The organism is Alcaligenes sp. MMA (assembly GCF_020907215.1).
In the GTDB taxonomy this organism is placed as follows: Bacteria; Pseudomonadota; Gammaproteobacteria; order Burkholderiales; family Burkholderiaceae_B; genus Alcaligenes; species Alcaligenes aquatilis.
The window spans coordinates 137,472-163,689 of the sequence record NZ_JAJJPP010000003.1; the positions used below are offsets into that span (position 1 = coordinate 137,472).

Below are 26,218 nucleotides of genomic sequence, written 5' to 3' on the forward strand. Positions count from 1 at the left end.
CCCCAGATTTTCTGCGTTGAAATAAGGGTCTGTTCACACGATGTAAGCAAAGCGCGTTAACAGGCCCTAGTTGGTATCCACCAAGACCGAAACGGGTGGCGCACTCTTGTAGGGCTTGGCCGGCCATACCCCAGGCGCCTGACAAGCAGGCGACCCCGATTGACAGGCGCCTGCGCCTGCCCACAGCGATACGCCCCGCCCTCTCTTTCCTTGCCCCCGTTCTATTTATCGTCTTGCGTCGTCTACGCACTTAGGCGCGCCGGAAAAGTCCCTTGAAGCGGTCCCACAAAATGCTGAAAAACATCTTGACCGGATTGAACTCGGCCACGACGGGCTCCTCGCCTTCTGCCAGCGGTTTTTCCAGGCGCAGGTTTACGTTCTTGCCGAACTCCGCAATCATGCGGCGCACGAAATCCTGAACCAGCCCGGAGCGCGAAAACTGCGCCAGTGGCCCTTGCAGCGAATACACCAGTTCCACTTCCACGCGGCTGCGCTCTGGGCCATCCGGATTGACCTGAAAGCTGACATCGCCACGCGCACGCGATTGGCTCAAGGAGTCCACGCCCTCACCGCGCAGCACGGCGGCACGGCGTTCGTTGTCTTCTTCCAACGTGGCATTGCCCTTGAAGGCAGCCGACATGGGGCCAAACTTGATGGCGATCTTGCCTTGTACCGTGGCCCCTTCCTGAGACTCGATCATCGCGCCGGGCAGACAGCCCGCCACTTTGGGCAAATCCTTCATGAAAGCCCACACCTGATCGGCCGGGAAACGGGCATCAAAACCACCTTGAATGGCTTGGCCTTTGCCCTTGTCGGCACGACCGGACGCGGCGGGTGCTGCAGCGGCCACCGGAGCGGGCGCTTGCACGTCTTCCTGGACAGCGTCAAACGTCGTAAAACCGTTCTGGTTCCAGTCTTGCTGCACGTTTTGCACCACAGCGGCGCGCAAGGCGTCTACCTGGGCATCGGGCTGATCGCGCAGGGCTTGCAGCACGGACAGAATGGCAGCCGTAATGCCTTGATAGCCGGTACAGCGGCAAATATTGCCGGACAGTTCAATGCGCACACGGGCTTCGTCTGCGTCGGGCAAACGCAGCACGATATCGCGGCTGGTGGCCAACATGCCAGGCGTACAGAAGCCGCATTGCAAAGCATGTTTTTCCGAAAAAGCGGTACGCAGACGGCTCATGATCGGGTCGTCGTCGTAGCCCTCTACGGTGGTGACTTCGTGCCCATCGCAAGCGCCGGCAAAAGTAATGCAGGAGCGCACCGGACGACCATCCACCAGCACCGTACATGCACCGCACACACCGTGCTCACAGCTCAGATTGGTGCCGGTCAAACGGCTTTTCTCGCGGATGAAATCACCCAGATGGGTACGCGGTTCGGCCTCGTGCTTTTGCTGGCGACCATTAACTTGAATCGAGATTTCTGCCATGTCTTACCCTTTCACGCCCAGCGCTTGCTTCAGGCTGCGCTCTACGACCGTACGGAACAGCACCTGATGGGCCTCGTCCCGTTGTGCCAGATACGGCTGCAGGGCCGCTTCAATCGTGTCCCCTTCCAGGACGGCGGCCCCTTGTGCAGCCACTTTCACGGCCAGCTCGGGCAAGGAGCGCGGTGCGCCTTCCATGGCACCAATCACTACGCGCGCCGTGCGCGTGGCCGGGTCGAAGTAACAGGCACAACTGGCATCGGCAAATTCACCCACTTTGCGGGTGAATTTGTAGTAACCCCAGCGGGCCGAACCGGACACCTCAGGCACATCCACAGACTCAATAAACTCACCAGCTTCCAGCACCGTGGTGTAGGCGGCCAACATGAATTCGCTCATGGGAACAGTGCGGCTGCCTTGGGTTCCACGCACATTGATGCGTGCGCCCAAAGCGACGCAGGTCAGCACCCAGTCTGCCGCCGGGTCCGCATGGGCCAGGCTGCCACCCAAAGTGCCGCGATTGCGTACACCCCGGTAAGCAATGCGGCCCGCCACTTTCTGCATCATGTGACCGCGCAGCAATTCGTGAATACCATCTTCAATCTGAGCGTGGGTCACGGCTGCGCCGATACGCACGTGTCCTTTAATGGCCGTGACCTGACGTAGCTCGGGCACGGCCGATACATCCAGCACACGACCTGGACGCACCAGCCGCAAATTCAACATGGGGCCCAGGGACTGGCTGCCGCCCATCAGGCGCAGCGCTGAAGGGTCGCTGCCATAGGCATCCTGGATCTGTTGCAGGCTCTGGGCCTGTTCGTATTCAAACTTGGCGGCCTTCATGCCTGAACCTCCGACACGGGCTGTTTATCTTGTTGATTGACGGGCTGTGCGGCAGCGCGAATGGCGCTTAGCAGTCGATGCGGCGTCACGGGCGTATGCGAGACCTGGGCTCCCGTAGAGCGCAAGGCATTGTTAATGGCCGACATGATGGCAGCGGGAGGGGCAATTGCGCCGCCCTCGCCCATGCCCTTGGCACCAAACTCCGTATTGGGCGACGGGCTTTCCATGTGTTCGATATGAATATTGGGCACTTCGCAGGCACCGGGCATCACATAATCGGCCAAGGTCGATGCCAACGGCTGGCCAAACTCGTCATAAGGCATTTCTTCATACAAGGCGGTGCCAATCCCCTGGGCAATCCCACCAATCGTCTGGCCTTCCACAATCATGGGGTTGATCATGATGCCGCAGTCTTCCACCACCACGTACTTGAGCACTTCCACGCCACCGGTACTCGGATCAACCGCCACCACCACGGCATTGCTGGCGTAGGTGAAGCTGCCTGTATCGACTTTGGGCTTGTAACCGACGGACAGTTCCAGACCTTGCGGGTCCACATCCTCGGGCAAATGCTGCGGGTTGATGTACCAGGCATCGGCCACTTGGGCGATGCTGATCTGCCGGCCATCGGCACTAAAGGTATCGCCTTGGTGCTGCATGTGGTCCACATCCGTTTTCAGCATATGCGCGGCAATCTTGCGTACGCGTGGCAGCAGCTCTTTGCAGGCCTTGGATACCGCACCGCCCGACATCACCAGGGAGCGCGAGGCGTAAGTGCCAGTAGAAAAGGGCGTGCGGCCCGTATCACCGTGCACCACTTTGATCTTGGCCACGGGAATACCCAGAATTTCGCTAGCGATCTGGGCAAACGAGGTTTCCATGCCCTGACCGTGCGAGTGCACACCCACACGCACTTCCAGACCGCCGTCCGGGGTCATGCGTACAAACGCCTGATCGAAACCAGGAATCACCGCTGTGCCCCAACTGGCGAACACGGAGGTGCCGTGTGCGGACTGCTCGGTATAGGACGCCACACCCAAACCAATCAAACGACCATCGGGCTCGCCCTTGGCCTGACGAGCCAGCACAGCATCCACATCCACCGCAGCCAAAGCGCGACGCAAACTTTCTGGATAATCACCCGAGTCGTAATGCTTATTGGCCACGTTGATGTAAGGCATTTGCTCGCCTTGCACCAGATTCATCAAGCGAATTTCCCAGGAGGGCTTGCCGACCGCCAACGCGATCTGATCCATCATTTGTTCAATGGCCAGGCAGACACCCGTACGGGCAACGCCGCGATACGGCATAAAGCCTGGCTTGTTGGTGCCCACACCGCGTGTGCGGCAACGGTAGCCACGGAAATCGTACGGACCGGGCAAGTTGCCCAGGGCCTGGCCTACTTCCAGACCCACGGTAAAGGGCCAGACCGAGTAAGCGCCACCATCAATATCAATTTCAGCGTCCAGCGCCAGCAGGCGGCCTTCATTGCTGATGTGTGCTTTCAGTCGGTACTGGTGTTCACGGGTATTGGCGCCGGCAATCAAGTGCTCACGGCGATCTTCCATGAAACGGAACGGCTTGCGGAAGGTCTTGGCTAACCAGGCCACACATAGCTCTTCCTGGTGCAGCACACATTTATAACCAAAGGCGCCGCCCACATCGGGGGAAATCACACGCACCTGAGCCTGATCCATACCCAGAAACTGGGCAATGCCGGTACGGTGCATGTGTGGGATCTGACTGCCGCAATACACCACCAGTTGATCAGCCTGGAAATCCCAATAGGCCAACACCGCCTTGCCTTCCATCGGCAACATGCACTGCCGCGACAGGCTGACAGAATGCTCGATTACGCGGTCAGCACGGGCAGCGTGCTCTTCAAAGGCCACGTCCGAGCGCAAGGTCACAAACACATTGTCCTGCCAGCCTTCATGCAACAGATCCCCCTGCGCGGCCAGCGAGGCCGGCACACTGCCATAAACCGGCAGCTCGTCATACAGGGCTTCGATCTCCTCCAGAACGTCCTCGGCCACGGCGCGGCTCTCACCAAAGGCCAAGGCAACCGGTTCGCCCACATAACGCACGCTGCCCGAGGCCAGCGGCGGCATGCTGGAGGCCTGATAGCTGGGCAAGGTGGACGCGGCGTAAATATCCTGACAGTCCGGCATATCGGCGCGGGTAATGACCTGTGCGCGTGCGCTGTCTTCAATATTGATCTGACGGATGCGGGCATGCGCCATGGGGCTGCGCAAGAAGGCGACTTCCTGTAGCCCCGGCATGGTCATGTTTCCGATGAAGTTGCCCTGGCCATTGAGATGGCGCGCATCCTCCTTGCGAAGGATACGCGCACCCACTCCTTGGCCACCCGGGCGTGACGGGTGACTGTGCTGACTCATTTCACTACCTTAATAATGTGCTGCTTAACTGCGCTTGCCCAACTCGCTGAAGGTGAAGTTGTCCAGGGCGCTTTCGGCAACCCGGAACCAACTGGCCTCCTGCTCCTGGAAGGCTTTCCAGCCTGGATAGATCTTGGCAAAATCAGCGTTGCTCTCGGACAGTTCCTTCCACAGCTCCTGAGACTTGTCGTAAGCGGCCTTCATGACGTCCTTGGGGAAGTAACGCAGCTTGGCACCATCGGCCACCAGCTTGCGCAAGGCACTAGGATTCAAGGCATCGTATTTGGCCAGGCTCAGCATGGTCTGCTCGTTACAGGCAGTCTCGAAAGCAGCCTTGAAATTGGCAGGCAGAGCTTCCCAGGCTTCTTTGTTCACCATGGAGGTCAAGGATGCACTGCCTTCAAACCAACCGGGGGAATAGTAAAAAGGAGCGACTTTGTTCAAGCCCAGCCTTTCATCGTCGTAAGGGCCAATCCATTCGGCAGCATCAATCGTGCCTTTTTCCAGCGAGGAGTAAATATCGCTGGGGGGAATCTGCTGGGGTACGGCACCCAGTTTGGACAGCACCATGCCACCAATACCGCCAATACGCATTTTCAGACCTTGCAGGCTTTCCAGGTCTTTGATTTCCTTACGAAACCAGCCCCCCATCTGCACGCCCACATTACCGGCCACAAAGTTCACGATGTTGTATTGGCTGTACATATCGCGCAGCAATTCCAGACCGCCACCGAAGTGGATCCAGGAATTGTGCTGACGGGCGTTCATGCCAAAAGACAGGCCAGTGTCAAAGGTCACGGCGGTGTTCTTGCCCACAAAAGCGGTACTGAGCACGTGGTTACATTCGACAGTGCCATTGCTGATGGCATCCATATTCTGCGCGTAAGGCACCAGTTCACCACCGGGGAACGCGCGAATTTCAAATTTGCCCTCGGTCAGTTCGCTGACACGTTTGCACAATGCTTCGGCCGAGCCGTAAATAGTGTCCAGACTTTTGGGCCAGCCGGTGGACATGCGCCAGCGCACGGTGGGGCTGCTTTGTGCGATTGCAGGGGCAGCGACCGCTGCCAGACCTGCACCTGCGGCCGTTGCCGATTTCAGCAGAAAACTACGACGCTCCATCACTCACCTCTTTGTATTTTTTAGTGTATTGACACCCCTTGCTCGATAGGGGCCTGGGTAGCTGCCCGCCAGTCTGACCTTATGCTCGGACAACTGCTGTCTGAACCTTGCCAAACCGTCCCCCCAAGGGGCCAGACGGACGTTCAAAGCAGTGTTGCTACGCTGTAAAATTCACAATCACCGCCTCAATAATAGTAAGTGTGCTGATTAATTAATTTTTGGTCAAGCAGGGAAACTACTGACGCATGTCCTTGATGAGATAAAGGAAAGCACCATCAATAGCTTAAACCTAAACTAGCGCAATCCCTTATAAAAACGATATTTTATTTTATAATTTATACAGTATACTGACTAATTGAAAGCACAACCTGGAGACAGCTTTGAACTGGATAAAAATTTCCGAAACCGATGCCATCGACAACGAAGAGTCCCTGGCCATCGAGTGGGAAGGCAAGAAACTGGCCCTGCACAAACTGGACGACGAGTTCTACCTGACCGACAACGTCTGTACCCACCAATATGCCCTGCTGTCCGACGGCTATCTGGAAGACGGTTGTGTGGAATGCCCCCTGCATCAGGCCAAGTTCTGTTTGCGAACCGGCAAGGCCATGAACGCCCCGGCCACGGTGGATATCAAGGTCTATCCGCTGCGTATTGAAGGCAGCGATATTCTGGCTGACTTTAGCCAGGCCTGAGCTTTTTTCTGCTGACGAGACGCAACATCATGGCACACCACACTTCCGTATTGATCATCGGCGCTGGCCAAGCGGCTTCGGTGCTGGCGCGTGAACTGCGCAGCCTGGGCTATAACGGCAGCATTACCTTGGTAGGCGACGAAACTCATCTCCCTTACGAACGTCCGCCACTGTCCAAAGACGTGCTCAAGTCCAGCGCGACCACTGACAGCGTGTTTTTGCAAAAAGCCGAGTTCTATCAAGAACAACATATTGAACTCTTGCTGGGCACCCGCGTGCTGTCTCTGGATTGCACCGAGCGTCAGGCAACATTGAGCAATGGCCAGACCTGGCGCTTTGAGCACGCCGTGCTGGCCACAGGCGGCGCGGCTCGCGAACTGGCCCTGCTGCCCGCCAGCCAGGCCAACGCCTTGTATCTGCGCACGCTGGACGATGCCCTGAGCCTGCAAGCCCGTCTGCATCCCGGTTTGCGCACCCTGGTTATAGGTGGTGGTTTCATGGGTCTGGAACTGGCCTCTACCGCCAGCGAAACCGGCGCACAGGTCACTGTCATTGAAGCGAATGAACGTCTGCTGGCGCGCAACGCCCCTACCCTGCTGTCGCAATGGTTGCTGGAGCGTTTCGAGTCACAAGGCATCACGGTGCGTCTGGGTCAGGGTGTGCGCCAAGCTCACTTTGTGGCACAGAACGAGCATCCCGTTCAGTTGGAACTGAATGATGGCCAGATCCTGAATGGCGATCTGGCTATTGTGGCAGCCGGTCTGACAGCGAACTCTGCCTTGGCCCGGGCCAGCGGCATTGCGGTAGACGAGATGACGGCTGGGATTATTGTGGATCGCCAGGGTCGCACCAGTGTGGCGGGTATTTATGCCGCCGGTGATTGCGCCACACAAATTTGCCCCGACACCGCCGTGCGCACGCGCACCGAATCCTGGCAGAACGCCAATGAGCAAGCCCGTCAGGTGGCCCACGCCATTGTCGGGCAGGATGCCCCTACTGCACCCATTAGCTGGTTCTGGACGGATGTGCTCGGTTGCAATATTCAGATGCTGGGCCAAGGCAGCCCGGATCTGCACTATCAGGTACGCGGCGTCATGGACAGCCAGGGCGATGCCATCAGTTTCATGTTGCTGGCATTCGAGGGCCAGCATCTGCGCCACGCGATTGCCGTCAATGCTGGTGCAGATCTACGCGCCTTACGCGGTGTCATGGAACAGAACCTGCCTGTCGATCCGGCCATCGTGCTGGACCCGACAACAAAACTGCGCCAGTACGTGAAAGAAGCCGCTCGTACGGCCCAAGTCTAAGAAAGAGAAGCGGCCTGCGCCGCCTCGTCATCACGAATCATTAAAGAGTTATCAGAGGAGAACCCCATGTATCAGACGCAAACGGTGATAGGCCAGACGGTCGGGTCCAAAGACCGCCCTGTCGAGCAATGCACCTGGCCCGAGGATGTGCTCAACACCATTCCGGATTGGGTCTACACCAGCAACGACATCTACAACCGCGAGATGGAACGCATTTTCCACGGTGACACCTGGAACTTTGTCGCCCTGGAAGCGGAGATCCCCGATTCGGGCGACTACAAGCGCTCATATGTGGGTTCCACGCCGGTGGTGGTGGCTCGTGCAGAGGATGGCAGCATCAACGTGTTTGAGAACCGCTGTGCACACCGGGGCGCCGAGTTCTGCCGCCACAACCAGGGCAACACCAATGAGTTTGTGTGCCCGTATCACCAGTGGTCTTACAGCCTGAAGGGTGATCTGCAAGGGATTCCTTTCAAGCGCGGTGCGAATAAAGAAGGCGGCATGCCGCGCAGCTTCAAGAACTCCGAACATGGCCTGAAAAAACTGCATGTGACCACGCACAATGGCGTGATTTTTGCATCCTACAGCGACCAGGTCGAACCGATTACGGAATACCTGACGCCTGAAATCCTGAAGGATTTCGAGGCTATTTTCCCCGGCAAAAAACTGAAGATTCTGGGTTACTACCGTAACGAGTTGCCTTGCAACTGGAAGATGTATCACGAGAACCTGAAGGACCCCTACCACGCAACCTTGCTGCATTCTTTCCTGGTGGTATTTGGTTTACTGGTTGCAGGCAACAAGTCGCAAATGTATGTGGACCCTGTGCACGGTCGTCACGGCTATATGGCCTCGGCCAAGTCCGAGGACAAGTATGCCGAGGTCAGCGAGGACAACAAGAAGGAAATGCGTTCCTTTGTGGACGATATGCGTTTGCGCGATGAGCGTTTCCTGGACTACATCAAAGAGTTTGATTCGCCTTGGTCGGTCACCATGCAAACGATCTGGCCCAACCTGATTGTTCAGCGCGAGATGAATACCTTGGGTGTGCGTCAGATTGTGCCCAATGGCCCGAACAGCCTGATCATGCAATGGACCATGTTTGGCTATGAAGACGATACCGAGGAGATGACTCGTCACCGTCTGCGTCAGGGCAACCTGATGGGCCCTGCCGGTTTCCTGGGTCTGGAAGACAACGAGGCCATGAAGTTTGTGCAGGAAGGGGTACGTCGTTCCAGCAGCGAGGTGAACATCATCAAGCTCGATGAAAGCAAGCTGGGTACGTCCAATACGCTGATCTCGGAAGCGGCTATTCGCTCCATGTACCAGTACTACCGCCAAGTGATGGATCTGTAAGACGAGCTGACTTATGAAAATGGATTTTTCTTTCAAACCCGCCCAGATTGCTGTTGAGCGTGCTTTGGTGTTGAAGGCGGAAATTGAGCTTTTCAATGCCGAGTACTGTGCCACTTTGGATCGTGGCAATGTTGAGGACTGGCCCATGTTTTTTGTGGAGGACGCGGTTTACCGGGTTACTTCACGCGAGAACGCGGATCTGAATTTGCCGGTGGGCCTGGTCTATGCCGAAGGGCGCGACATGATGCACGATCGTGCGGTGGCGATTGCCCGCACGCAGATGTATGCCCCACGCTACATGCTGCATCTGGTCACGGATGTTCGTGTGATCAGCGAGGCGGACAATGGTGACATTGAGGCCGAGGGTAATTTCATGCTGATGCAGACCTTGGTGGAAGGGCCTTCTACTGTGCATCTGGTGGGTAATTATTTTGATACGTTCACGCGTATGGAGGGTCGTTTGATGCTCAAGGAGCGTCAGGTGATTTTTGATACGTCCATCCTGGCGAACGATCTGGTGTTCCCGGTATAAGTCCGTGGTTTGCATCTGATTTTAAAACTGTTTTTTGTGTGCTGTTTCCGAGCCACTTGAGTCAGAAGGTCTTCTGATTCCTTTGAGCACCCTTCTTTGTTGAGGGGTGCTTTTTTTTCTTATTTATTGGGCAGAGGGCTTATGTCTGGCGCAATGTCAAAGATATGAGACCTTAGGGCTGGTAACGCAGGCTTGGGGGCCTATCAGGCCTGGAGGAATTCAGGTTAGTCAGGGTGGGGGGTAAAGGAAGTCTCTGTGAAAACGCCATTCAGTCAACCTGCTGGGGTGTTGGGCTGAGCACTTGCCGGTGCTGCGCACCGGTGCCCTTGTCAGGAGATAGCTACGGGCGCATCCTGAACTCGCCGGGTACTTGGTCCCCCGGACCAAGTACAAGCGTCCGGCTCAAACAGCAGGATGCTTGCACCCCTACGCTATCTCCTGCCCGCGGCAAGTACTCTGATCCGCCCCTACACCCCAGCAGGCTGACTAAACGGCTCACAATGGCTTTTTATCTACCAAGCACTTACTGACTTTTTGAACAGACAGGGCCTCTTTCCTTGCTCTTCTGCATTTCCTAAACGCCCATCGTTTTGCTCTTTTTCACTCTCCTCTGCAAGTGCCGTTTGGGCTTTAAACCATGTTGCTTGTTTTCTTGTGCGGCCCAGGTTCGGCTTGGCGGGTGAGTCAGGGTTCTTACCACGGGCAAATTAACGAGGCGGGATGCAAAAGGCGTGCTGTTTAAGGAGCACGCCTGCGGTCGGTCCGGGTGAGCAGTCGCGCTCCGAGTTCACGGCCCGCCCGCAACGGCGCACTGACAAGGGCACCCACGCACGGCATGAGCAAGGGATCCGCCAAGACAAGCCACACAGGGGCCCTACAAGAAAACGTTCCACCGCAATCCTTGCGGCCCCACGCCGCTGCCAGAAATAAAAAAGCCCCCGAGAGCCATCCGGCTCCCAGGGGCACAGGTCCGATAGCCTGCCCCCAAGCGGCAGACCACCGATACTCAATCACAAGGCTATCAAAACAGACTTGTTAACGACGAATCATGTCCATCAAGCAGGGACGCCCATCCAGGCCATGATGAAACACATCGTTCTTCTCAAATACTCAAGAGCTTGAATCGCTTTAAAGACCAATCAACTTCATCGCTTCTTCCCGCGTTGCCACGGTGGCGTACTTCTGACGCATATCGAACAAGTTGGCCTCATGCGGGCCAATTGCACGGTCACCCACGCAGTCCGACACCACCAAGGGGCGGAAGCCCAGTTGCATCGCATCGACCACGCTGGAACGTACGCAACCGCTGGTAACCGCACCGGCGACCAGCAGTGTTTGCACACCACGTTGGGTCAGCCACGCCGCCAAGGGCGTACCAAAGAAGGCCGACGGCACGTTCTTGCGAACAATAAATTCACCGGGTGCAGGAGCCAACTCCGGCACGATGTGGCTGTTATGCGCATCTTCGGTCAGACCCAGCATGCCGGGGACCTTAATGCTGAAAATGTTGTTATCTGCACCATCATCGGCATACACGATACGAGTGTGCGCCACCGGCCAGCCCTGCTCACGTGCCGTTGCCAGCAAGGTCTGCGTGTTCTCGATGGCTTCAGGGATATTGCCACCACCAAACACGGCAGGATCAGCAAAACCATTCACCAGATCAATAATCAACAAACCGTAAGGAGCTTTAGGCTCCAGCGTCGACCCAAACCCTTGTTGAGCGTAAACCGCTCCTTCATTCGTACTCACCAACACCTCCGTCCAGTACTTTGCCATCACGCACGACGGCGCGGCCATCCAGGCTGACCGTGCAATGTCGCAAAGGAATATCAATGTGGCAGGCCGTCGTGCGATTGCCGCCTGCCTCGTTGTTTGGCCCCAGGGAGAACAGGAAGTTACCCTCGAAGGCACGAGCATCCATACCAATGGTGTTCTCGCGCGAGTACAGGCCCAGCGTGGACCAATGACAACGTGGTTGCAGACCCCAGCCGATATGCGAAATCGCGTAACCCTCGGGATCGTTGAAAGTCTTCATATATTCGTCCAGCAGTTCGGCTTCAATACCACCTTCAATCTTGGTGGCGTAGCCGTTTTCCACGGTCAGAATGATCTGCTCGGTCGAGTATTTCTTCTGTGGCAACAGGATGTCGCCCTTGTCGATCACGATGGTGCCGTTGGTGCCCAACTCATTAGGCCAGGTCAGCACAAAACCGCTGGGCCAGTGATCCCAACGACCGGGTTCATCCACAAAACCGTATTCACGAATCGCAGGGAATTCACCCAGTGGGCAACGCAGATTAGTACCAGCAGGTGAGGTAATGCTCATTTCCTTGGCGGCCTTGATCAAGGCGGCCGCCGCTGTCACGCGTGCGCGATCTGCTTCGGTTGGCACGGTGCGAACCAGAATTTCGGGTGGCTCCACGGCCAACAGAATCTTGGTACCCGACTTCAAAATGTCGATCTGCTCGGGCGAGAACAACAGGGTCATCAGGTCCAAAACCAGATCGCTGGCCTTCAAAGCGGCAATCGCTGCTTCGTTGCCCGTCAGCGGGGTCGTACCCAAGTACGCCAGCGAGTCACGGCTCAAGGCTTTTTCCGCATTGACCGGCAACAAGTCCAGACGATTGACAATCGCGCCCATGGACTGAGCGGCAATCTGCGCGCACTGCATGGTCTGGGGGTGCGTGGTCGAGCTAGTCAGCAAGGTCACGGTTTGACCCGCTTGCAGCTTGGACAGACGTAACACCTCTTGCCATGCTTCGATAAGTTGATAATCACTCACTGCCATTTTGTCTCTCCTTGTAAGGCAGCTCGGCTTCAAACCGACATGCCTAATCACGACAGGGCCACCTTGGTGGCCCTTCAACATCACACCAAGCGCTGGCCCAGGAAGTCACCGAAGGCTTCGTAAAAGCCGGCTTCGTTGTCCCAAGGAATCATGTGACCGGCGTTCGGCACACGAACGTGCTGAACGCCCGACGCCAACTGCTGAATCTCGGCCACATCCTCATCACGCACCACATCGCCACGCTCGGCGGTCATCAGCAAAGCAGGCACCTTCAAATGCGGGAAGTCGACGTGAATATCGTCGGTGTGGAAACCTTCAAAGCTGGCCAAAATCGCAGGCTCGTGGCAGGTATGCAGCCACTGGGCACGCAATTGCAATTGCTCTTCGGTCCAGGTCGGGCAGAAGGCACGCATGTCCTCTGCGGTGCAGCCCTTGCGAGCCATGGCCATGGAATCCACATACCAAGGCAGCTTGGAAGGATAAGCACGGCGATCCGGGCCGGAGACGGGAGGATCAACCATCACCAGACGGTTCAGACCATCGCTGTTCTTGTGAGCCGCACGCAAACCGATACGAGCACCCATGGAGTGACCGACCACGATGTAGTCTTTAAGACCCAGGGCTTGAGCCAGGGTGATCAAATCATCGGCCTGTGCATCCAGGCTGTAATCCATGCCCTCGGCGGCTTCACTCAAACCACGACCACGCACGTCCTGAATGTAGGTGTCAAAGTGCTTGCCGAACTGCTCACCCACAAAACCCCAGGTCACCGCCGGGCTGGTAATGCCAGGCACGATGATGACGGCAGGACGCTGATCGCGGCCCTGGCTGGAACCGCCGTAGCGCAGGTAATGCTGACGAATACCATTGGCGTGCACATGAGCGCCATACAAAAATGTGCTCATGCTTAGCTCCGGTCCAGCTTGAACAGACGGGCCGCGTTGCCGTAGCACACCAGCTCGCGTGTCTTGTCATCCATAGGCGCTGCTTCGATGAAATCAGCAGCCAGTTCCGTGGATTCATAGGGGTAGTCCACCGAGAACAACACGGCTTCGGCACCCATTTCACCAATTGCGCCCATCAGCGTCGGTGCGGAACAGACCCCCGAAGTGGTGATCAGAATATTGCTGCCGATGTACTCGGACGGCTTGCGCTTTAAGGTGACACCGTGCGGATAGACCGCAAAACGGCTGTCGTAGCGCCAACGCTGGAATGGCAGGCCTTCACCCATATGACCCAGCACCAGCTTCACTTCCGGGCAACGGTCAAACACACCACCGAACAACATGCGCAGCGCGTGGGTGCCGGTTTCTACACCCCAGCCCCAGGTCGCCCCCACCAGCTCCGGGTGGCCTGTGTAAGCGTGTGGCATTTCGTAAGCATCAAAAGGATGCAGGTAGAACGGCACATCCAGCTTCTGCACGGTTTCCCAGAAGGCATCGTATTCGCGGCCATCGTAGTACACGCCATGCGTGTGACCGTTGACCAAAGCGCCTTTCAAGCCCAGATCCTGCACAGCGCGCGTCAATTCCTGCGCGGCGGCAGCCGGGTCCTGCATGGGCAAGGTAGCAAAGCCGCCCAGGCGATCGGGATGGTGTGCAATTTGCTGCGCCAGGAAATCGTTGTTCTGACGCGCGCGCTCGATCGCGACGGACACATCTTTTTCCACCTGTACCCCAGGGCCGGTCTGCGACAGCACGACGTACTCGATACCGGCACGGTCCATTACCTCTAGACGCTGCGCGTCGAAGTCATGCAAACGAGCCATCAGTTCACGTGCGTCGGCACTGTCAATATGTTTGACAAAGGCCTTGGAATAATCCTCAAAGCCAACGGCGTTGAAGTGCTCCTCCAGTGCTATTTTTTTAATACGTTTCACCGTAAATTTTCCCTAAATTATTGATTTACATAAGGTCAATCGTTTGACCCCCCAACAATATCTATCAGTATGCTGATTATTATTGTTTTCAGCAAGTCGGGAAATCACATATACTTTGGGGCGTGGACAGCGCCTGTAGACAAGACTACAAATCAGAAATCGGGGCTTCTGTTCACGCTAGCGTAGCCCTGCTTTCCTTGTAGACGCCGACCTTGCTGCCGTACCCTTTGCAGGTCGTCCCGCTTTCCGTGTGCTGCCCTTTTGGCAACAGGCTGAAAGCCACTCAATCGATGACTGACTTATCCATGAAGAATCACGCCGAGCTAAAGCAAGAAGAACGACTGGAAGCCGACGAGGCCGACATCCTGGGTCCAGTGGAAGAAGAAAATGCCGAGCTGTATCGACACAAACTGTGGTCACGGCCCGGTTTTCTGGTTCGCCGTCTTAACCAGATTCACTACGCCATGTTTTACGAGGAATGCAAAAGTGACCTGACCCCGGTTCAGCACGGTGTCCTGTCTGTGTTGATGGGTTCACCCTGGCTGGATCAAACCACGATCGGCTACGAGCTGGGGCTGGATCGCACCACCTCGGCCGATGTCATCCGCAGGCTGGAGGAAAAAGGGTTGCTGGGTCGTCGTATCAACCCCGACGACCGCCGCTCTCGCCAGACCTACATCACCGAAGCCGGTCTGGCAGCCATGCAGGAAATCAGTAGTGGCATGAACCGCGCCCAGGAACGATTGCTGGACCCGCTAACCGCCAAGCAGCGTCAAACCTTTATGTCCATGCTGACCCGCGTGGTGGAGCACAACAACCAATATGGCCGTGCTGCCCTGAAAAACATGTGACCAGTTCGGGGGGTATCAGCCCCCTCGCGCATACCAATCCGGTAGTTCAAAAGCATGCGCTGGTAGTTGATACAGCTGGCGCAAACGGGCCTGACTGAGCATGTCGCAGGGCTGGCCCTGCGCCAATATGCCCCCATCGCGGTACAAGATCACCCAGTCCGCCACGCGGGCCGCATGTTCAGGTTGATGCGTACACAAGAGCACACCCAGGCCCTCCTGGCGCAAATGCGAGACTTGATCGAGCACGCGCAATTGATTCGCAAAGTCCAGGCTGGAGGCAGGCTCGTCCATAATCAGAAACTGTGAACGCTGCGCCAAGGCACGTGCAATCACACACAGTTGACGCTCCCCTCCGCTGATCTGATCAATACGTTTTTGAGCCAGTTGCCCGATACCTAAACGCTCCAGGCAAACGCCCACCCATTGCCGGTCGGCTGCCCGTGGTTGGCTATACCAGGCCAACTCACTGGCACAGCCCAGCAAGACCCACTGCTCTACCGTGAAAGCAAAGGCAGAATCCTGCGCTTGCGGTACATAGGCCAGTTGCCTGGCCAAGGCACGCGCACGCCACTGTTCCAAGGGCTTGCCCTGCACCTTCACCTGTCCTTCTAAAGGCGGCTGCAGGCCCAGCAAGGTGCGCAGCAAAGTGGACTTACCGCTGCCATTGGGTCCAAGCAAACAGACGACCTGCCCGGTCTGTACACGCAGATTCACATTGCTGGCGACTTGCTTGCGCCCATAGCCCACGGCCAGCTCAATTGCTTCCAAGCCTTGTTCGCTCATCGCTGCCTCGCACCACGAGCCAGCAACAACAAGAAGCCGGGAGCCCCTACCAGAGCCGTCAACACACCCAAGGGCAATTCCAGCGTGCCTATGCTGCGCGCCAAGGTATCGGTTAACAACAGAAAGGCGGCGCCCACTAACAAGCAGACAGGCAATAGACGGGAGAACTCCGGGCCGACCAATAAACGAGCCGCGTGCGGAATCAACAAACCGACCCAGCCTATGATGCCCGCCAAGGCCACACATACCGCCGTCATCAAGGTGGCGCAAACAATCAGCAAACAACGCAAGGCAGAGACGGGCATGCCCAGGGAACGGGCCTCGTCATCTTGCAGAGCCAGGACATTGATACGCCAACGCAAAAGCCAAACCGGGATAATGCAGGCCGATACCATCAACGCAGCGGGCCAGACTTCGTAAGAGCGCACTGCGCTTAAGCCGCCCAGCAGCCAAAAGGTCATGGAGGGCAATTGGGAATAAGGGTCGGCCAGAATTTTGATAAGCGATAAGGCTGCGCCGAGCAAGGTGCCGACCGCCATCCCGGCCAGGACCAAAATCAGGACAGGTGGATGATGACGCAGCATGCGTGCCAGACTCAAGACAATGCCCACCGCCAGCAAACCGCCCACAAAGGCCGCCATCTGCACGCCAAACAAGGAGAAGTTCAAGTAGATGGCCAGAATCGCCCCCAGACCTGCGCCCGAGGACACCCCCAGAATATCGGGTGACACCAGGGGATTGCGGAACATGGTTTGATACGCCGCGCCTGCCGTTGAGAGCGCGGCCCCCACCAGCAAAGCCGCAGCAATACGCGGCAAGCGTAAATCCCAGACAACGCGTACCGCCTGACTTTGCGAGGTATCCGGGTCACTTGAAAAACCAGCCGCTAAAGCTCGCAGTACATCCGGCCCCGACAAAGGGTAAGCCCCCTGCCCCAGCGCAAACACCACCAGGACGGCCAGAATCAGTCCCAGAAAAAGCAGCAACAGCCCGTAGGGCAAACCCAGCTTCATGAATTTTGCGTTGAACCCAAAGGGTCCAGCCCTTGCACCAGTCGCTTGATCTGCTCGCTGTCCAAAGACATGCCGTAAAAGGCCGAGTAGAACGCCTGCAACTCTGAATACATGTGCGGCACGGCAACACTGCCTTCCAACAAGGCATTCAACCAGATCACACCAGCTAAGCGATTGATTCCCGGCGGGCCATCCAGCCAGCCAAAAGGTAAAGCAGGCACACGGTACAAACGCCCTTCCTGCACCGACTTGAGCTGATTCCAGGGAGCTTGGGTACGCGCCAATTCAAAGAAAACGTCGTCCTGGGCGAACAGAATGTCCGGGTCCCAGGCCAATAATTGTTCGTAGGAAATACGGCCCAGACGATTATCGGTTTTCTCGTCACCCATGACCGTCAGGCCGCAAAGCCGCAGCACCTCGGTATGAATGGACTGCCCCATACCAGTTTCCAGGCCATCATTACCGCGTGCCAAATAGGCTTTCAAGCCCTTGGCTCGGGAGCTGGCGGCTTGATGTGCGCTGCCTAAAATGGCTTGGGCGCGCAAGGCCAATTGCTGGCCGCGCTCGGCTTGCCCCAGAATCTGCCCGGCCTGACGCAACTGCGCCGGGCTGTCGTTCAAACGACCATCCAGCAAGACATAAGGCACGCCCGTCTGCTCTTGCACGGACTTGGCAGCCGACTCGTAATAAGGATTCACATCGCCTATATCCAGCACCATATCGGGTTTTAAGGCCAGCAGGCTTTCCAGGGACAAGGTACTGCCCCGACCGGCCAAACGGCCCAGATAAGGCAAAGAAAAACCAGCGGCATCCATCATGCTGCGCGCAGCCGGAGCCAATTGAAAAGGCCACCCTAAAAGCGTATGAGGGGCCAGGCAATACACCAGTACCGAAGCGGGCGGACCAGCGGCCACCACTCGGCCTACGTAGGCCGGATCGGGCAGTTGACCCGCCACGCTGACAGGCAGACTGATCGGGGTGCTGGTCCCGGCCTGCTCAGACCGGGCCTGCAAACGGGCAGAAGGCGCCACAAGCGGCAGTGCCGCCAAGGCACGTACTATGTCACGACGCTTCATCCCGGCCTTCCCCCTTTTTCTGCCAATAACAGCACTGCTTTAGAAACGATAGCTTCCACCCACAAACCAAACGCGTCCGGGCATGGGGTAGCCTTCTTTATATTGGTACAGCTTGTCACCCAGATTACGCACACCGGCTTCCAGGGTGATATCCGAGTTAGGACGCCAGATCCCCTTCAAACCCAGCAAGGCAAAGCCGGGGGTTTTTTCGTAAATCTGGTCACCCTTGTTGTTCGCGTAGGAGTAGTAACGGCCACTTTCAGTTTCCACCGAACCCATCACTTCCCACTGTGCATTAGGCTTCCAGCTCAGGTGAGCGAACAGACGGTGATTGGGCGTGTCCACCAGTTTGACGTCTGGATCAGACTGATTGCGACGGTTCAAATACGTATAGGCCAAGCCAGCGGACCAGTGAGCAGAAAACTCCTGCTGCAAGGACAGTTCCAGACCCATTTGACGGGCCTTGCCCACGTTGGTGGCCTGATCACAAAAACCCACTGGGCGGTACTTGTCGCAGCCTGGTGCCTGGATAACGGTGCTTTGAATCATGTCGCGCACCTGGCTCAGGAACAGAGCCGATTCCAGTTGCGCCCCCTGCCAAGGTTGACCACGCAAGCCCAGTTCATAGTGAATGGCGTGCTCCGGTTTCAGATCCGGGTTGGGTTGGGCGTAACCCATGCGGCTGGAATAACGGTCTTTAATCGTAGGAAAACGAGTCTTGTAGGCCACACTGCCGTAGACCTGCATGGCCTGGCTCCAGTCGTAGCCCAGCTCCAGCAAACCGTTAGTGGCGTCGGTATCGCCAGTTTCAAAATTGTGCGCTTCTTTGGCTTTGCGACGCTCATGACTGGCGCCCACACGCAATTGCCACTGATCGCCCAAAGCGATGCGATCCTCAAAGGCCAGTGAAGTGGTCACGTCCTTGTAGCGTTCAGTGCCCGATGACTTGGGATCACGGTGCTGATCTTGCTTGTAATGCAAGGCAAAGTGCAGCTCGTGATCATCCAGACTCGTATTGACCCACTCCAGAGCAGCGCCACGCGTGCGGTCCGTGTATTCACTGGTCGGGCCAGTCAGGGTGGCGTATTGGCCATCGCTATACATATCCAGACCATTTTTGTACTTATCCTCGTACACACGTGTCTTGATGGTGTTGTTCTCGCCAACCCGGGTAGAGCTCAGAAAGTACAGACTTTCCTTGTCCCAGTAGGGCCAGCGCCAGTAGCGTTTACCCAGCTTGGCATCGTTCACGCCGGTGTAGACCGGATTGTCTTTCTGACCTTTCTGATTCACATAGCCGATCACGTACTCATCCGTCGCATTGGGAGTGATACCCAATTTGAAGGACGCTTTCTTGTCCATTTGCGAGGCATTGCTGCGCATACCGCCCGTATCGGTAGGACGTGCTTTTTGATCTTCAAAGCCACGGCCCAAGGGGAAGGTACGTTCGCCCGACCAGGACAAGCCAGCCTGCAGGTACCAGGAACCCTGATTGGTACCCACGTTCAAGGCGCTGTAGCGTTGATCGCCCGTGGCGTAACCGGCACGGAACTCACCCTCAAATGCTTTGACCGGCTTGCGGGTAACCAGGTTGATGGCACCACCCATAATATTGGGGCCATACAGTAAGGAGGCTGCACCCTTGGCCACGCGAATTTCACTCAGATCCATGGTGGTGAAACGAGTAAAGTCCACATAGCCGTCGTACGGTACGTACTGTGGAATACCATCCAGGAACAAGGGCACCTGACGCGAATCGAAGCCGCGCACGTAGACCATTTGCTCATTACGGGCACCGCCTGCCGAAACCGTGACACCCGCTTGCACGCTGACAGCCGCACCGACATTACGCAAGTCAAAAGCCTGCATTTTTTCCTGGCTGACTGCGCTCTCACCCAAAGGCGCCTCTCGATCCAAGCTGGATTGAACAACCACTTTGCCCAGTTGAAACACACGGTCCTTGTTGTCCTGAGCATGGGCTTGGTTAAGGGCCACAGCCCCCATCATGCTCAAGACCAAGGCGCGCGGTACTAAACAGACAAACTGCTGACGCGCTGCTGTGGCGCGGTTGGACGGATGTCTCATTCCACTTCCCTATTCGATCTTTCTAATTGGTTTATGAATTAACACCACACGGTGGTGCAAAAAAAATGGGCCCCAAGGGGCCCATAAATAGAACCCATCATCGAGCGATGAGTGATGGTTCTTTCGAAAACACCGCTATATAGTAGAGCATATAGCGAAAGATGACAAGCAAGCAAAAACTTTAAGGTTCAGGTTTTCCCGTCTTCACAATTTGCAACTTCTCGCCAACAATACGGCTGCACTGAGCATTTTTATCAAAATGCTGCCAGAAGAACGCCCATATAAACGGGCATTAACTCCAATTCCAAAACATCAGGACCCGCGCAATTACTGGCGCAAATCCACAGGAGCACAATGTATGTTTAAAGCCATGACGCGCGGTTCAGTCCGCCTGGTTGAACGCTATCTGCCCGATCCGTATATTTTCGTCATCCTGCTCACGCTGATTGCCGGTGTCTCGGCCATGGCGTTCGAACAGCGCTCTCCGATGGAGGTCATCCAATTTTGGGGTAATGGCTTTTGGGGGCTGCTGACCTTCGCCATGCAAATGCTGCTGGTCCTGCTAACAGGTCACATGCTGGCCAGCACCCCCTTGGTAAAAAGCTGGTTGCGTGGCCTGGCCTCCTTGGCGCACTCGGCCGGTTCGGCCATTATTCTGGTCACCCTGGTCTCGCTGGCAGCCAGCTGGATCAACTGGGGGTTCGGTCTGGTGGTCGGTGCCCTGTTCGCCAAAGAGCTGGCCCGCCAGGTTCGTGTTGACTACCGCTTGCTGGTTGCCAGTGCCTACTCAGGCTTTCTGGTCTGGCACGGCGGCCTGGCCGGTTCAGTGCCTTTGACCATTGCAACCTCAGGGCACTTTTCCGAGAGCAAGATCGGCATCATCAGTACCTCAGACACCATCTTCGCCTTCTTTAACCTGGCCATTGTGATCGCCCTGTTTATCCTGGTGCCGCTGGTCAACCGCTTGATGCTACCCAGCGACAAGGAAAGCATCTATGTCGACCCCAAGCTCTTGAAAGAGGCGCCGGATGACGTCAACCAATCCACAGATCGTCCTGCAGACCGTCTGGAAAACAGCCGCCTGATTTCCATTGTGATTGGTGTGGCAGGCCTGACTTACTTGTTTGACTACTTCGTGCTACGTGGCGCAACGCTGAACCTGAACGTGATCAACTTCACCTTCCTGATTCTGGCCATCTTGCTGCACGGCACCCCTCGTCGTCTGCTGAAAAGTCTGAATGAAGCCATTCGCGGCGGGGCCGGAATTGTGATCCAGTTCCCCTTTTACGCGGGCATCATGGCCATCATGATCGACTCCGGTCTGGCGACCAGCCTGTCCGAGTGGCTGGTGTCTTTTGCCACTGCCACTACCCTGCCTTTCTGGACTTTCTTGAGCGCCGGTCTGGTCAATATTTTTGTGCCTTCTGGCGGCGGACAATGGGCCGTTCAAAGCCCGGTTGTCATTGCCGCCACCCAAGCGCTGGATGCCGATATCGCGCGCACGGCCATGGCCGTTGCCTGGGGTGACGCCTGGACCAATATGCTGCAGCCATTCTGGGCCTTGCCCGTACTGGCCATTGCCGGTCTGAAAGCCAAAGACATCATGGGTTTTTGCCTGATTCAATTGATTGTCTCGGGTATCGTGATTTCGATTGGTTTGACCTGGTTGTAAGAGGCAGGCCGATGCCTTTACTGGCATCGCCGTTTCCCTAGCTATAAAAAAACGCCCAATGAGTATTCATTGGGCGTTTTGCAATCAACAATCAACAATCAACAATCAACAATCAACAATCAACAATCAACAATCAACTAAAGAATAGCTATTTTGTTTTAAGTTCCCCCCAGCTCGTCTCTTTCCTGCCGAACGACGCTGCCTGCACAAGTTATAGCCATAGTCAGCGCGGCGCTCAACACAAAGACAAGACGCGAACAGACCGCCCAAGACAAAGGCAATAGATAAACTGCAGGGGGAAATAGAAGAAGGAAGAGATGGTGGGCGGTACAAGGTTCGAACTTGTGACTTCCACCGTGTGAAGGTGGCACTCTACCACTGAGTTAACCGCCCGAAGCTTTTAAGAACTGCAAAAGCTGCGAAGAAAAAAACTATAGCACGGCCCTGCTCGATTTACAAGATCAGGGCCGGCTGTTTTTCTGGAACAGTTACTCTGCTGCTGGATTGAGCATCTCGCGCCACATGGGCGGCTTCTTGTTCTGTTTTTCCAACACGTCCATGTATTTCTCGTGCTCGGCCTGATCAGCTTCGGACGCACGCAGCACTTTGAGCACACTGGGATCAAACTTGCCCAGGCTCAAATCGCTGCCGTCACCACCTTGACTGTCGGACTCGTCAAAGTCCATCAACAACGCATCCTGACCCCGCGTCATGGCCAGCCAGACGTCGGCCAACAATTCCGAGTCCAGCAAAGCGCCGTGCAAGGTACGGTGAGAGTTGGAAATACCGTAGCGTTCGCACAAGGCATCCAGAGAGTTGCGCTTGCCGGGGTGCATTTCCCGCGCCACCAGCAAGGAGTCAGTAATGCTGTCGCAGTATTGCGAGAACGGTCCCTTGCCTACCTTCTGCAATTCAGCGTCCAGAAAGCGGGTATCAAAGGAGGCGTTATGAATAATGACTTCCGCGCCCTGCACAAAATCCAGCACCTGATCGACTACATCCTTGAAACGTGGATGACCGGCCAGAAATTCCGTGGTCAGACCATGAATGGCCAAGGCCTCGGGATCAGAATCCCTATCCGGGTTCAGATACAAGTGCAGATGGCGGCCCGTCAATTTACGGTTGAACAACTCGACCCCACCCACTTCAACAATTCGGTGCCCCTCGCGTGGCTCCAGACCGGTGGTTTCAGTATCCAGAATAATTTGACGCATTCACTTTCCCTACAAATTCAATCACGGTAATGGCACTGAACAAGGAGGCTGTACGAGCCGCTTCCCCGCAGTCCAGAACCACAGGTTCAGACAGAGGCCTGGGGCTTGTCAATCAATTCCAGTTGCTTGTCCTGCCCTTCTTGCTTGCCTGCAATCAGCGTGTAGGCCACGGGCACCACAAACAAGGTCAGCAAGGTACCCAGGGACAAGCCGCCTACCAGCACCCAGCCAATTTGCTGGCGGGATTCGGCGCCTGCCCCGGAAGCATAGGCCAGCGGCAAGACGCCCAGCACCATCGCGCCGGTTGTCATCAAGATGGGACGCAGGCGCATCTCGCAAGCGCGCACCACGGCATTGTACAAACTGGCCCCCGCTTCGCGTTGTTGGGTGGCAAATTCCACAATCAAGATACCGTGTTTGGTAATCAGGCCTACCAGGGTAATCAAACCGATCTGACTATAAATGGACAAAGTCCCGCCCGACAGCCACAGGGCCAGCAAGGCCCCGGTCATGGACAAGGGCACGGACAGCATGATGATGAGCGGATTGCGCCAGCTTTCAAACTGCGCGGCCAGCACCAGATAAATAAAGGCCAGAGCCATCAGGAACACGACATAAATGCTGCCCGAGGAGTCCCGGAACTCGCGTGACTGCCCGTCCAGATCCGTCTGCACGGTTTCAGGCAAGGTCTTGCGAGCCACCTCATTCATGTGTTCAAGAACTTCACCCAGGGCATAGCCGGGTGCCACCGAGGCTTCCACAATCACGGCCCGCAAACGGTTGAAGTGGTTCAGCGATTGCGGTGACACGCTTTCTCGCACTTTCAGGAAGTTGGAAGCCTGCACCATGCCACCGTCCTGGGTACGCACGTAAATATCGAGAATATTTTGCGGACTGGAGCGAGCCTGTTTATCCACCTGCACAATCACATCATATTGCTCGCCGTCACTCTGGTAGCGTGTGACCTGACGCCCACCCAGCATGGACTCCAGTGTGCGGCCTACAGCATCCACCGAAACACCGGTATCAGCCAGCTTGTCGCGGTCTACATCAATACGGATTTCTGGCGTATTCAAGCGCAAGTCCGTATCCACATTCAACAACCCTGGGTAGTCTCTTAACTCGGCCAGAAAATTGTCCACGATCTTGGCCAGCTCCGGATAAGGAGCCTGACTCATGATCACAAACTCCACCGGCTTGGAGGTCGCGCGCTGCCCCAGGGAGGGCGGATTAGTCGGAAAGGCACGCGCACCAGGAATGGCCGAGAAATGCGGCTGTAGCTCACGCGCGATGGACTGCTGGCTACGCGTGCGCTCCTCCCAAGGCTTCAAACGCAGAATCGCAAAGGAGTCGGTCACGGTTGGGAAACCAATAATGGACTGGTAACCCTCGGTCTCCGGTATGCCGCGATACAGCGCTTCCACCCGTTCCACATTGTGCAAGGTGTAATCCAGCGTGGCGCCTTCAGGCGAATTCACAATCCCGAAAATGACCCCCCGGTCTTCAATCGGAGCCAGCTCGCTTTTGATAACCGTAAACAGCAGCGCACTGGTGGCGGCAACGGCCACACCGATCAACAAGACCAGCCAGCGCCAACGCAGAGCGCGAATCAGGACACGACGATAGCCACGCGTCAGCCAGACCAGAAAGTTCTCGATCCCCTGGCTGACACGGCCCACTTTGGTGCCGTGCGGACGCAACATGCGCGAGCACATCATAGGGGTCAAGGTCAGGGCCACGAAACCGGACACCAGTACGGCAGCCGCCAAGGTCAGGGCAAATTCGATAAACAATCGCCCGGTACGGCCTGTAGCAAAAGCCAACGGCGCATACACCGCCACCAATGTCAGCGTCATGGCAATCACGGCAAAGGCAATTTCACGCACGCCCAAAAAGGCCGCCTGCATGGCCGTTTTGCCTTCTTCAATATGGCGATAAACGTTCTCCAGCACCACAATCGCATCGTCCACCACCAGACCAATCGCCAACACCATGGCCAACAAGGTCAGCGTGTTGATGGAAAAACCCAGCATGTACATGATGGCAAAGGCTCCGATCAGAGAGATCGGAATCGTCACGATAGGGATGAGGCTGGCACGGAAACTGCGCAGGAAAAACACGATCACCAGCACCACCAGCAAAATAGCCTCGGCAATGGTGGTGTAGACCGAATCAATGGATTTCTGAATGAAGATGGAGCTGTCGTAAGACACGGTCAGCTTCATATTGCCCGGCATGCTTTCGTTGATGCGCTCCACCTCGGCACGCACCGCTTTGGACAAATCCAGCGGGTTGGCGGTGGACTGTTTGGTCACACCAATATTCAAACTGTTTTGCCCATTGAAACGGGCCAGCACCCGTTCCTCGGCAGGCCCAATACGCACTTGAGCAATGTCGGAGATACGCACCGGATACCCGGCGGCCTGACTGATGATGATGTTGCGAAACTCCTCGGGCGTTTCCAGATCGGTAGAGGACACCACGGAAAACTCACGCGCATCGGACTCGATACGGCCAGCCGGAATCAGCACGTTTTGCTTACGCAACGCATCTTCCACGTCCTGCACGGTCAACTGATAGGCCCCCAGTCGGGTACGGTCCAGATCGATCCGCATGGCGGGCAGGCGCTCGCCAAATACGCGCACTTCTGCTGCTCCGGGCAAGACGGATAAGCGCGTTTTGATATAGCGCTTAATGTAGTCCGAGGCCTCCAGCATGCTGTAGTCGCCGGTATCCACACCGACATAAATAATCGGGGTGGAGTCCGCCTCTACCTTGTTGATAATCGGCTCGTCCACCTCATCGGGCAAGAAACGGCGGGCGCGCGAAACCTTGTCACGCACGTCAGCGGCGGCCGCATCGGGGGCTCTGTCCAGATTGAATTTAATGTTGATCAGGCTGCGCTCGGAACGGCTGCGCGAGGTCATCACGTTCACGCCCTCAATCCCGGACAACTGGTCTTCCAACGGCTTGGTCACCTGGGACTCGATCACCTCTGGTGAGGCCCCTTTATAGTTGGTGATGACCGAGACCACCGGTTCATCAATGGCAGGATATTCGCGTACGGTCAGGCGTTCATAGGAAATGAAACCGACCAGCACAATCACCAAAGACAGAACCGTGGCAAAAACCGGGCGACGGATACATAAATCGGAGAGAACCATG

The 26,218-nt window shown here is 56.4% G+C and carries 20 protein-coding genes and 1 tRNA gene; 6 read left to right on the top strand and 15 right to left on the bottom strand.

From position 1 onward, the window contains the following. Positions 1-250 precede the first annotated feature (250 nt). From LNA76_RS13200 to LNA76_RS13215, 4 genes are read right to left on the bottom strand one after another with little or no spacing between them, the layout of a single operon-like run. On the bottom strand, positions 251-1,438 hold the full coding sequence (locus LNA76_RS13200; protein WP_230019237.1) for a xanthine dehydrogenase family Fe-S subunit: 1,188 nt from the start codon (positions 1,436-1,438) through the stop codon (positions 251-253). Positions 1,439-1,441: 3 nt separating this feature from the next. After that, positions 1,442-2,278, bottom strand: a complete 837-nt coding sequence (locus tag LNA76_RS13205) for an FAD binding domain-containing protein (RefSeq protein WP_094197635.1) — start codon at positions 2,276-2,278, stop codon at positions 1,442-1,444. Beyond that, the gene (locus LNA76_RS13210; protein ID WP_230019238.1) at positions 2,275-4,677 is read right to left on the bottom strand and encodes a xanthine dehydrogenase family protein molybdopterin-binding subunit; all 2,403 of its coding nucleotides are present in this window, start codon (positions 4,675-4,677) and stop codon (positions 2,275-2,277) included. Before LNA76_RS13210 ends, LNA76_RS13205 begins: the two co-directional genes overlap by 4 nt. A 24-nt stretch (positions 4,678-4,701) precedes the next feature. After that, positions 4,702-5,799 (bottom strand): TRAP transporter substrate-binding protein, encoded by a 1,098-nt coding sequence (locus tag LNA76_RS13215; RefSeq protein WP_094197637.1) that lies wholly within the window; start codon positions 5,797-5,799, stop codon positions 4,702-4,704. A 380-nt stretch (positions 5,800-6,179) separates the two neighbouring features. On the opposite strand from LNA76_RS13215, the gene LNA76_RS13220 reads away from it, so the two are divergent. The 4 genes from LNA76_RS13220 (at position 6,180) to LNA76_RS13235 (ending at position 9,689) form a co-directional block, all read left to right on the top strand. Then, positions 6,180-6,494 (top strand): non-heme iron oxygenase ferredoxin subunit, encoded by a 315-nt coding sequence (locus tag LNA76_RS13220; protein WP_094197638.1) that lies wholly within the window; start codon positions 6,180-6,182, stop codon positions 6,492-6,494. A gap of 29 nt (positions 6,495-6,523) precedes the next feature. Next, entirely contained in the window at positions 6,524-7,801 is a 1,278-nt protein-coding gene (locus LNA76_RS13225; protein ID WP_094197639.1) for an NAD(P)/FAD-dependent oxidoreductase, read from the top strand. Between the two features lie 66 nt (positions 7,802-7,867). Then, positions 7,868-9,157, top strand: a complete 1,290-nt coding sequence (locus LNA76_RS13230) for an aromatic ring-hydroxylating dioxygenase subunit alpha (RefSeq protein ID WP_094197640.1) — start codon at positions 7,868-7,870, stop codon at positions 9,155-9,157. A gap of 13 nt (positions 9,158-9,170) precedes the next feature. Next, positions 9,171-9,689, top strand: a complete 519-nt coding sequence (locus LNA76_RS13235; RefSeq protein WP_230019239.1) for an aromatic-ring-hydroxylating dioxygenase subunit beta — start codon at positions 9,171-9,173, stop codon at positions 9,687-9,689. A gap of 1,128 nt (positions 9,690-10,817) precedes the next feature. Here the strand turns inward: LNA76_RS13235 and LNA76_RS13240 are convergent. The 4 genes from LNA76_RS13240 to LNA76_RS13255 form a co-directional block, all read right to left on the bottom strand. Then, entirely contained in the window at positions 10,818-11,441 is a 624-nt protein-coding gene (locus LNA76_RS13240; protein ID WP_230019240.1) for an N-carbamoylsarcosine amidohydrolase, read from the bottom strand. After that, positions 11,428-12,480 carry a 2,5-dihydroxypyridine 5,6-dioxygenase gene (locus LNA76_RS13245; RefSeq protein WP_094197643.1) on the bottom strand — a complete coding sequence of 351 codons (1,053 nt, stop codon included), beginning with the start codon at positions 12,478-12,480 and terminating at the stop codon, positions 11,428-11,430. Before LNA76_RS13245 ends, LNA76_RS13240 begins: the two co-directional genes overlap by 14 nt. Before the next feature lie 80 nt (positions 12,481-12,560). Then, positions 12,561-13,385: an alpha/beta fold hydrolase gene (locus LNA76_RS13250; protein WP_230019241.1), complete on the bottom strand. Its 825-nt coding sequence runs from the start codon at positions 13,383-13,385 to the stop codon at positions 12,561-12,563. 2 nt (positions 13,386-13,387) lie between these two features. Beyond that, the gene (locus LNA76_RS13255; protein ID WP_094197645.1) at positions 13,388-14,359 is read right to left on the bottom strand and encodes an amidohydrolase family protein; all 972 of its coding nucleotides are present in this window, start codon (positions 14,357-14,359) and stop codon (positions 13,388-13,390) included. Positions 14,360-14,649: 290 nt separating this feature from the next. Here LNA76_RS13255 and LNA76_RS13260 point away from each other — a divergent pair, with 290 nt between their 5' ends. After that, positions 14,650-15,210, top strand: coding sequence for a MarR family winged helix-turn-helix transcriptional regulator (locus tag LNA76_RS13260; protein ID WP_094197646.1), 561 nt, complete (start codon positions 14,650-14,652; stop codon positions 15,208-15,210). Between the two features lie 15 nt (positions 15,211-15,225). Here the strand turns inward: LNA76_RS13260 and LNA76_RS13265 are convergent, their stop codons facing one another. Genes LNA76_RS13265 through LNA76_RS13280 form a run of 4 tightly spaced genes read right to left on the bottom strand, consistent with a single transcriptional unit; the run spans position 15,226 to position 20,167 of the window. Then, a complete protein-coding gene (locus LNA76_RS13265; protein WP_094197647.1) occupies positions 15,226-15,993 on the bottom strand; it encodes an ABC transporter ATP-binding protein in 768 nt (255 codons plus the stop codon). After that, positions 15,990-17,006 carry a FecCD family ABC transporter permease gene (locus LNA76_RS13270; protein ID WP_230019242.1) on the bottom strand — a complete coding sequence of 339 codons (1,017 nt, stop codon included), beginning with the start codon at positions 17,004-17,006 and terminating at the stop codon, positions 15,990-15,992. The genes LNA76_RS13265 and LNA76_RS13270 overlap by 4 nt, the downstream gene beginning before the upstream one ends. Next, the gene (locus LNA76_RS13275) at positions 17,003-18,082 is read right to left on the bottom strand and encodes an ABC transporter substrate-binding protein (RefSeq protein ID WP_230019243.1); all 1,080 of its coding nucleotides are present in this window, start codon (positions 18,080-18,082) and stop codon (positions 17,003-17,005) included. Before LNA76_RS13275 ends, LNA76_RS13270 begins: the two co-directional genes overlap by 4 nt. Positions 18,083-18,121: 39 nt before the next feature. After that, positions 18,122-20,167, bottom strand: coding sequence for a TonB-dependent receptor plug domain-containing protein (locus tag LNA76_RS13280; protein WP_230019244.1), 2,046 nt, complete (start codon positions 20,165-20,167; stop codon positions 18,122-18,124). A gap of 358 nt (positions 20,168-20,525) precedes the next feature. On the opposite strand from LNA76_RS13280, the gene LNA76_RS13285 reads away from it, so the two are divergent. After that, entirely contained in the window at positions 20,526-21,839 is a 1,314-nt protein-coding gene (locus LNA76_RS13285; RefSeq protein ID WP_094197650.1) for a short-chain fatty acid transporter, read from the top strand. 318 nt (positions 21,840-22,157) lie between these two features. On the opposite strand, the gene LNA76_RS13290 is transcribed toward LNA76_RS13285, so the two are convergent. From LNA76_RS13290 to LNA76_RS13300, 3 genes are all read right to left on the bottom strand, one after another. Further along, a tRNA-Val gene (locus LNA76_RS13290) sits at positions 22,158-22,232 on the bottom strand. A gap of 95 nt (positions 22,233-22,327) precedes the next feature. Further along, entirely contained in the window at positions 22,328-23,053 is a 726-nt protein-coding gene (gene dnaQ / locus LNA76_RS13295) for a DNA polymerase III subunit epsilon (RefSeq protein WP_094197652.1), read from the bottom strand. An 86-nt stretch (positions 23,054-23,139) separates the two neighbouring features. Continuing rightward, entirely contained in the window at positions 23,140-26,217 is a 3,078-nt protein-coding gene (locus LNA76_RS13300) for an efflux RND transporter permease subunit (protein ID WP_094197653.1), read from the bottom strand. Position 26,218: the final 1 nt, after the last annotated feature.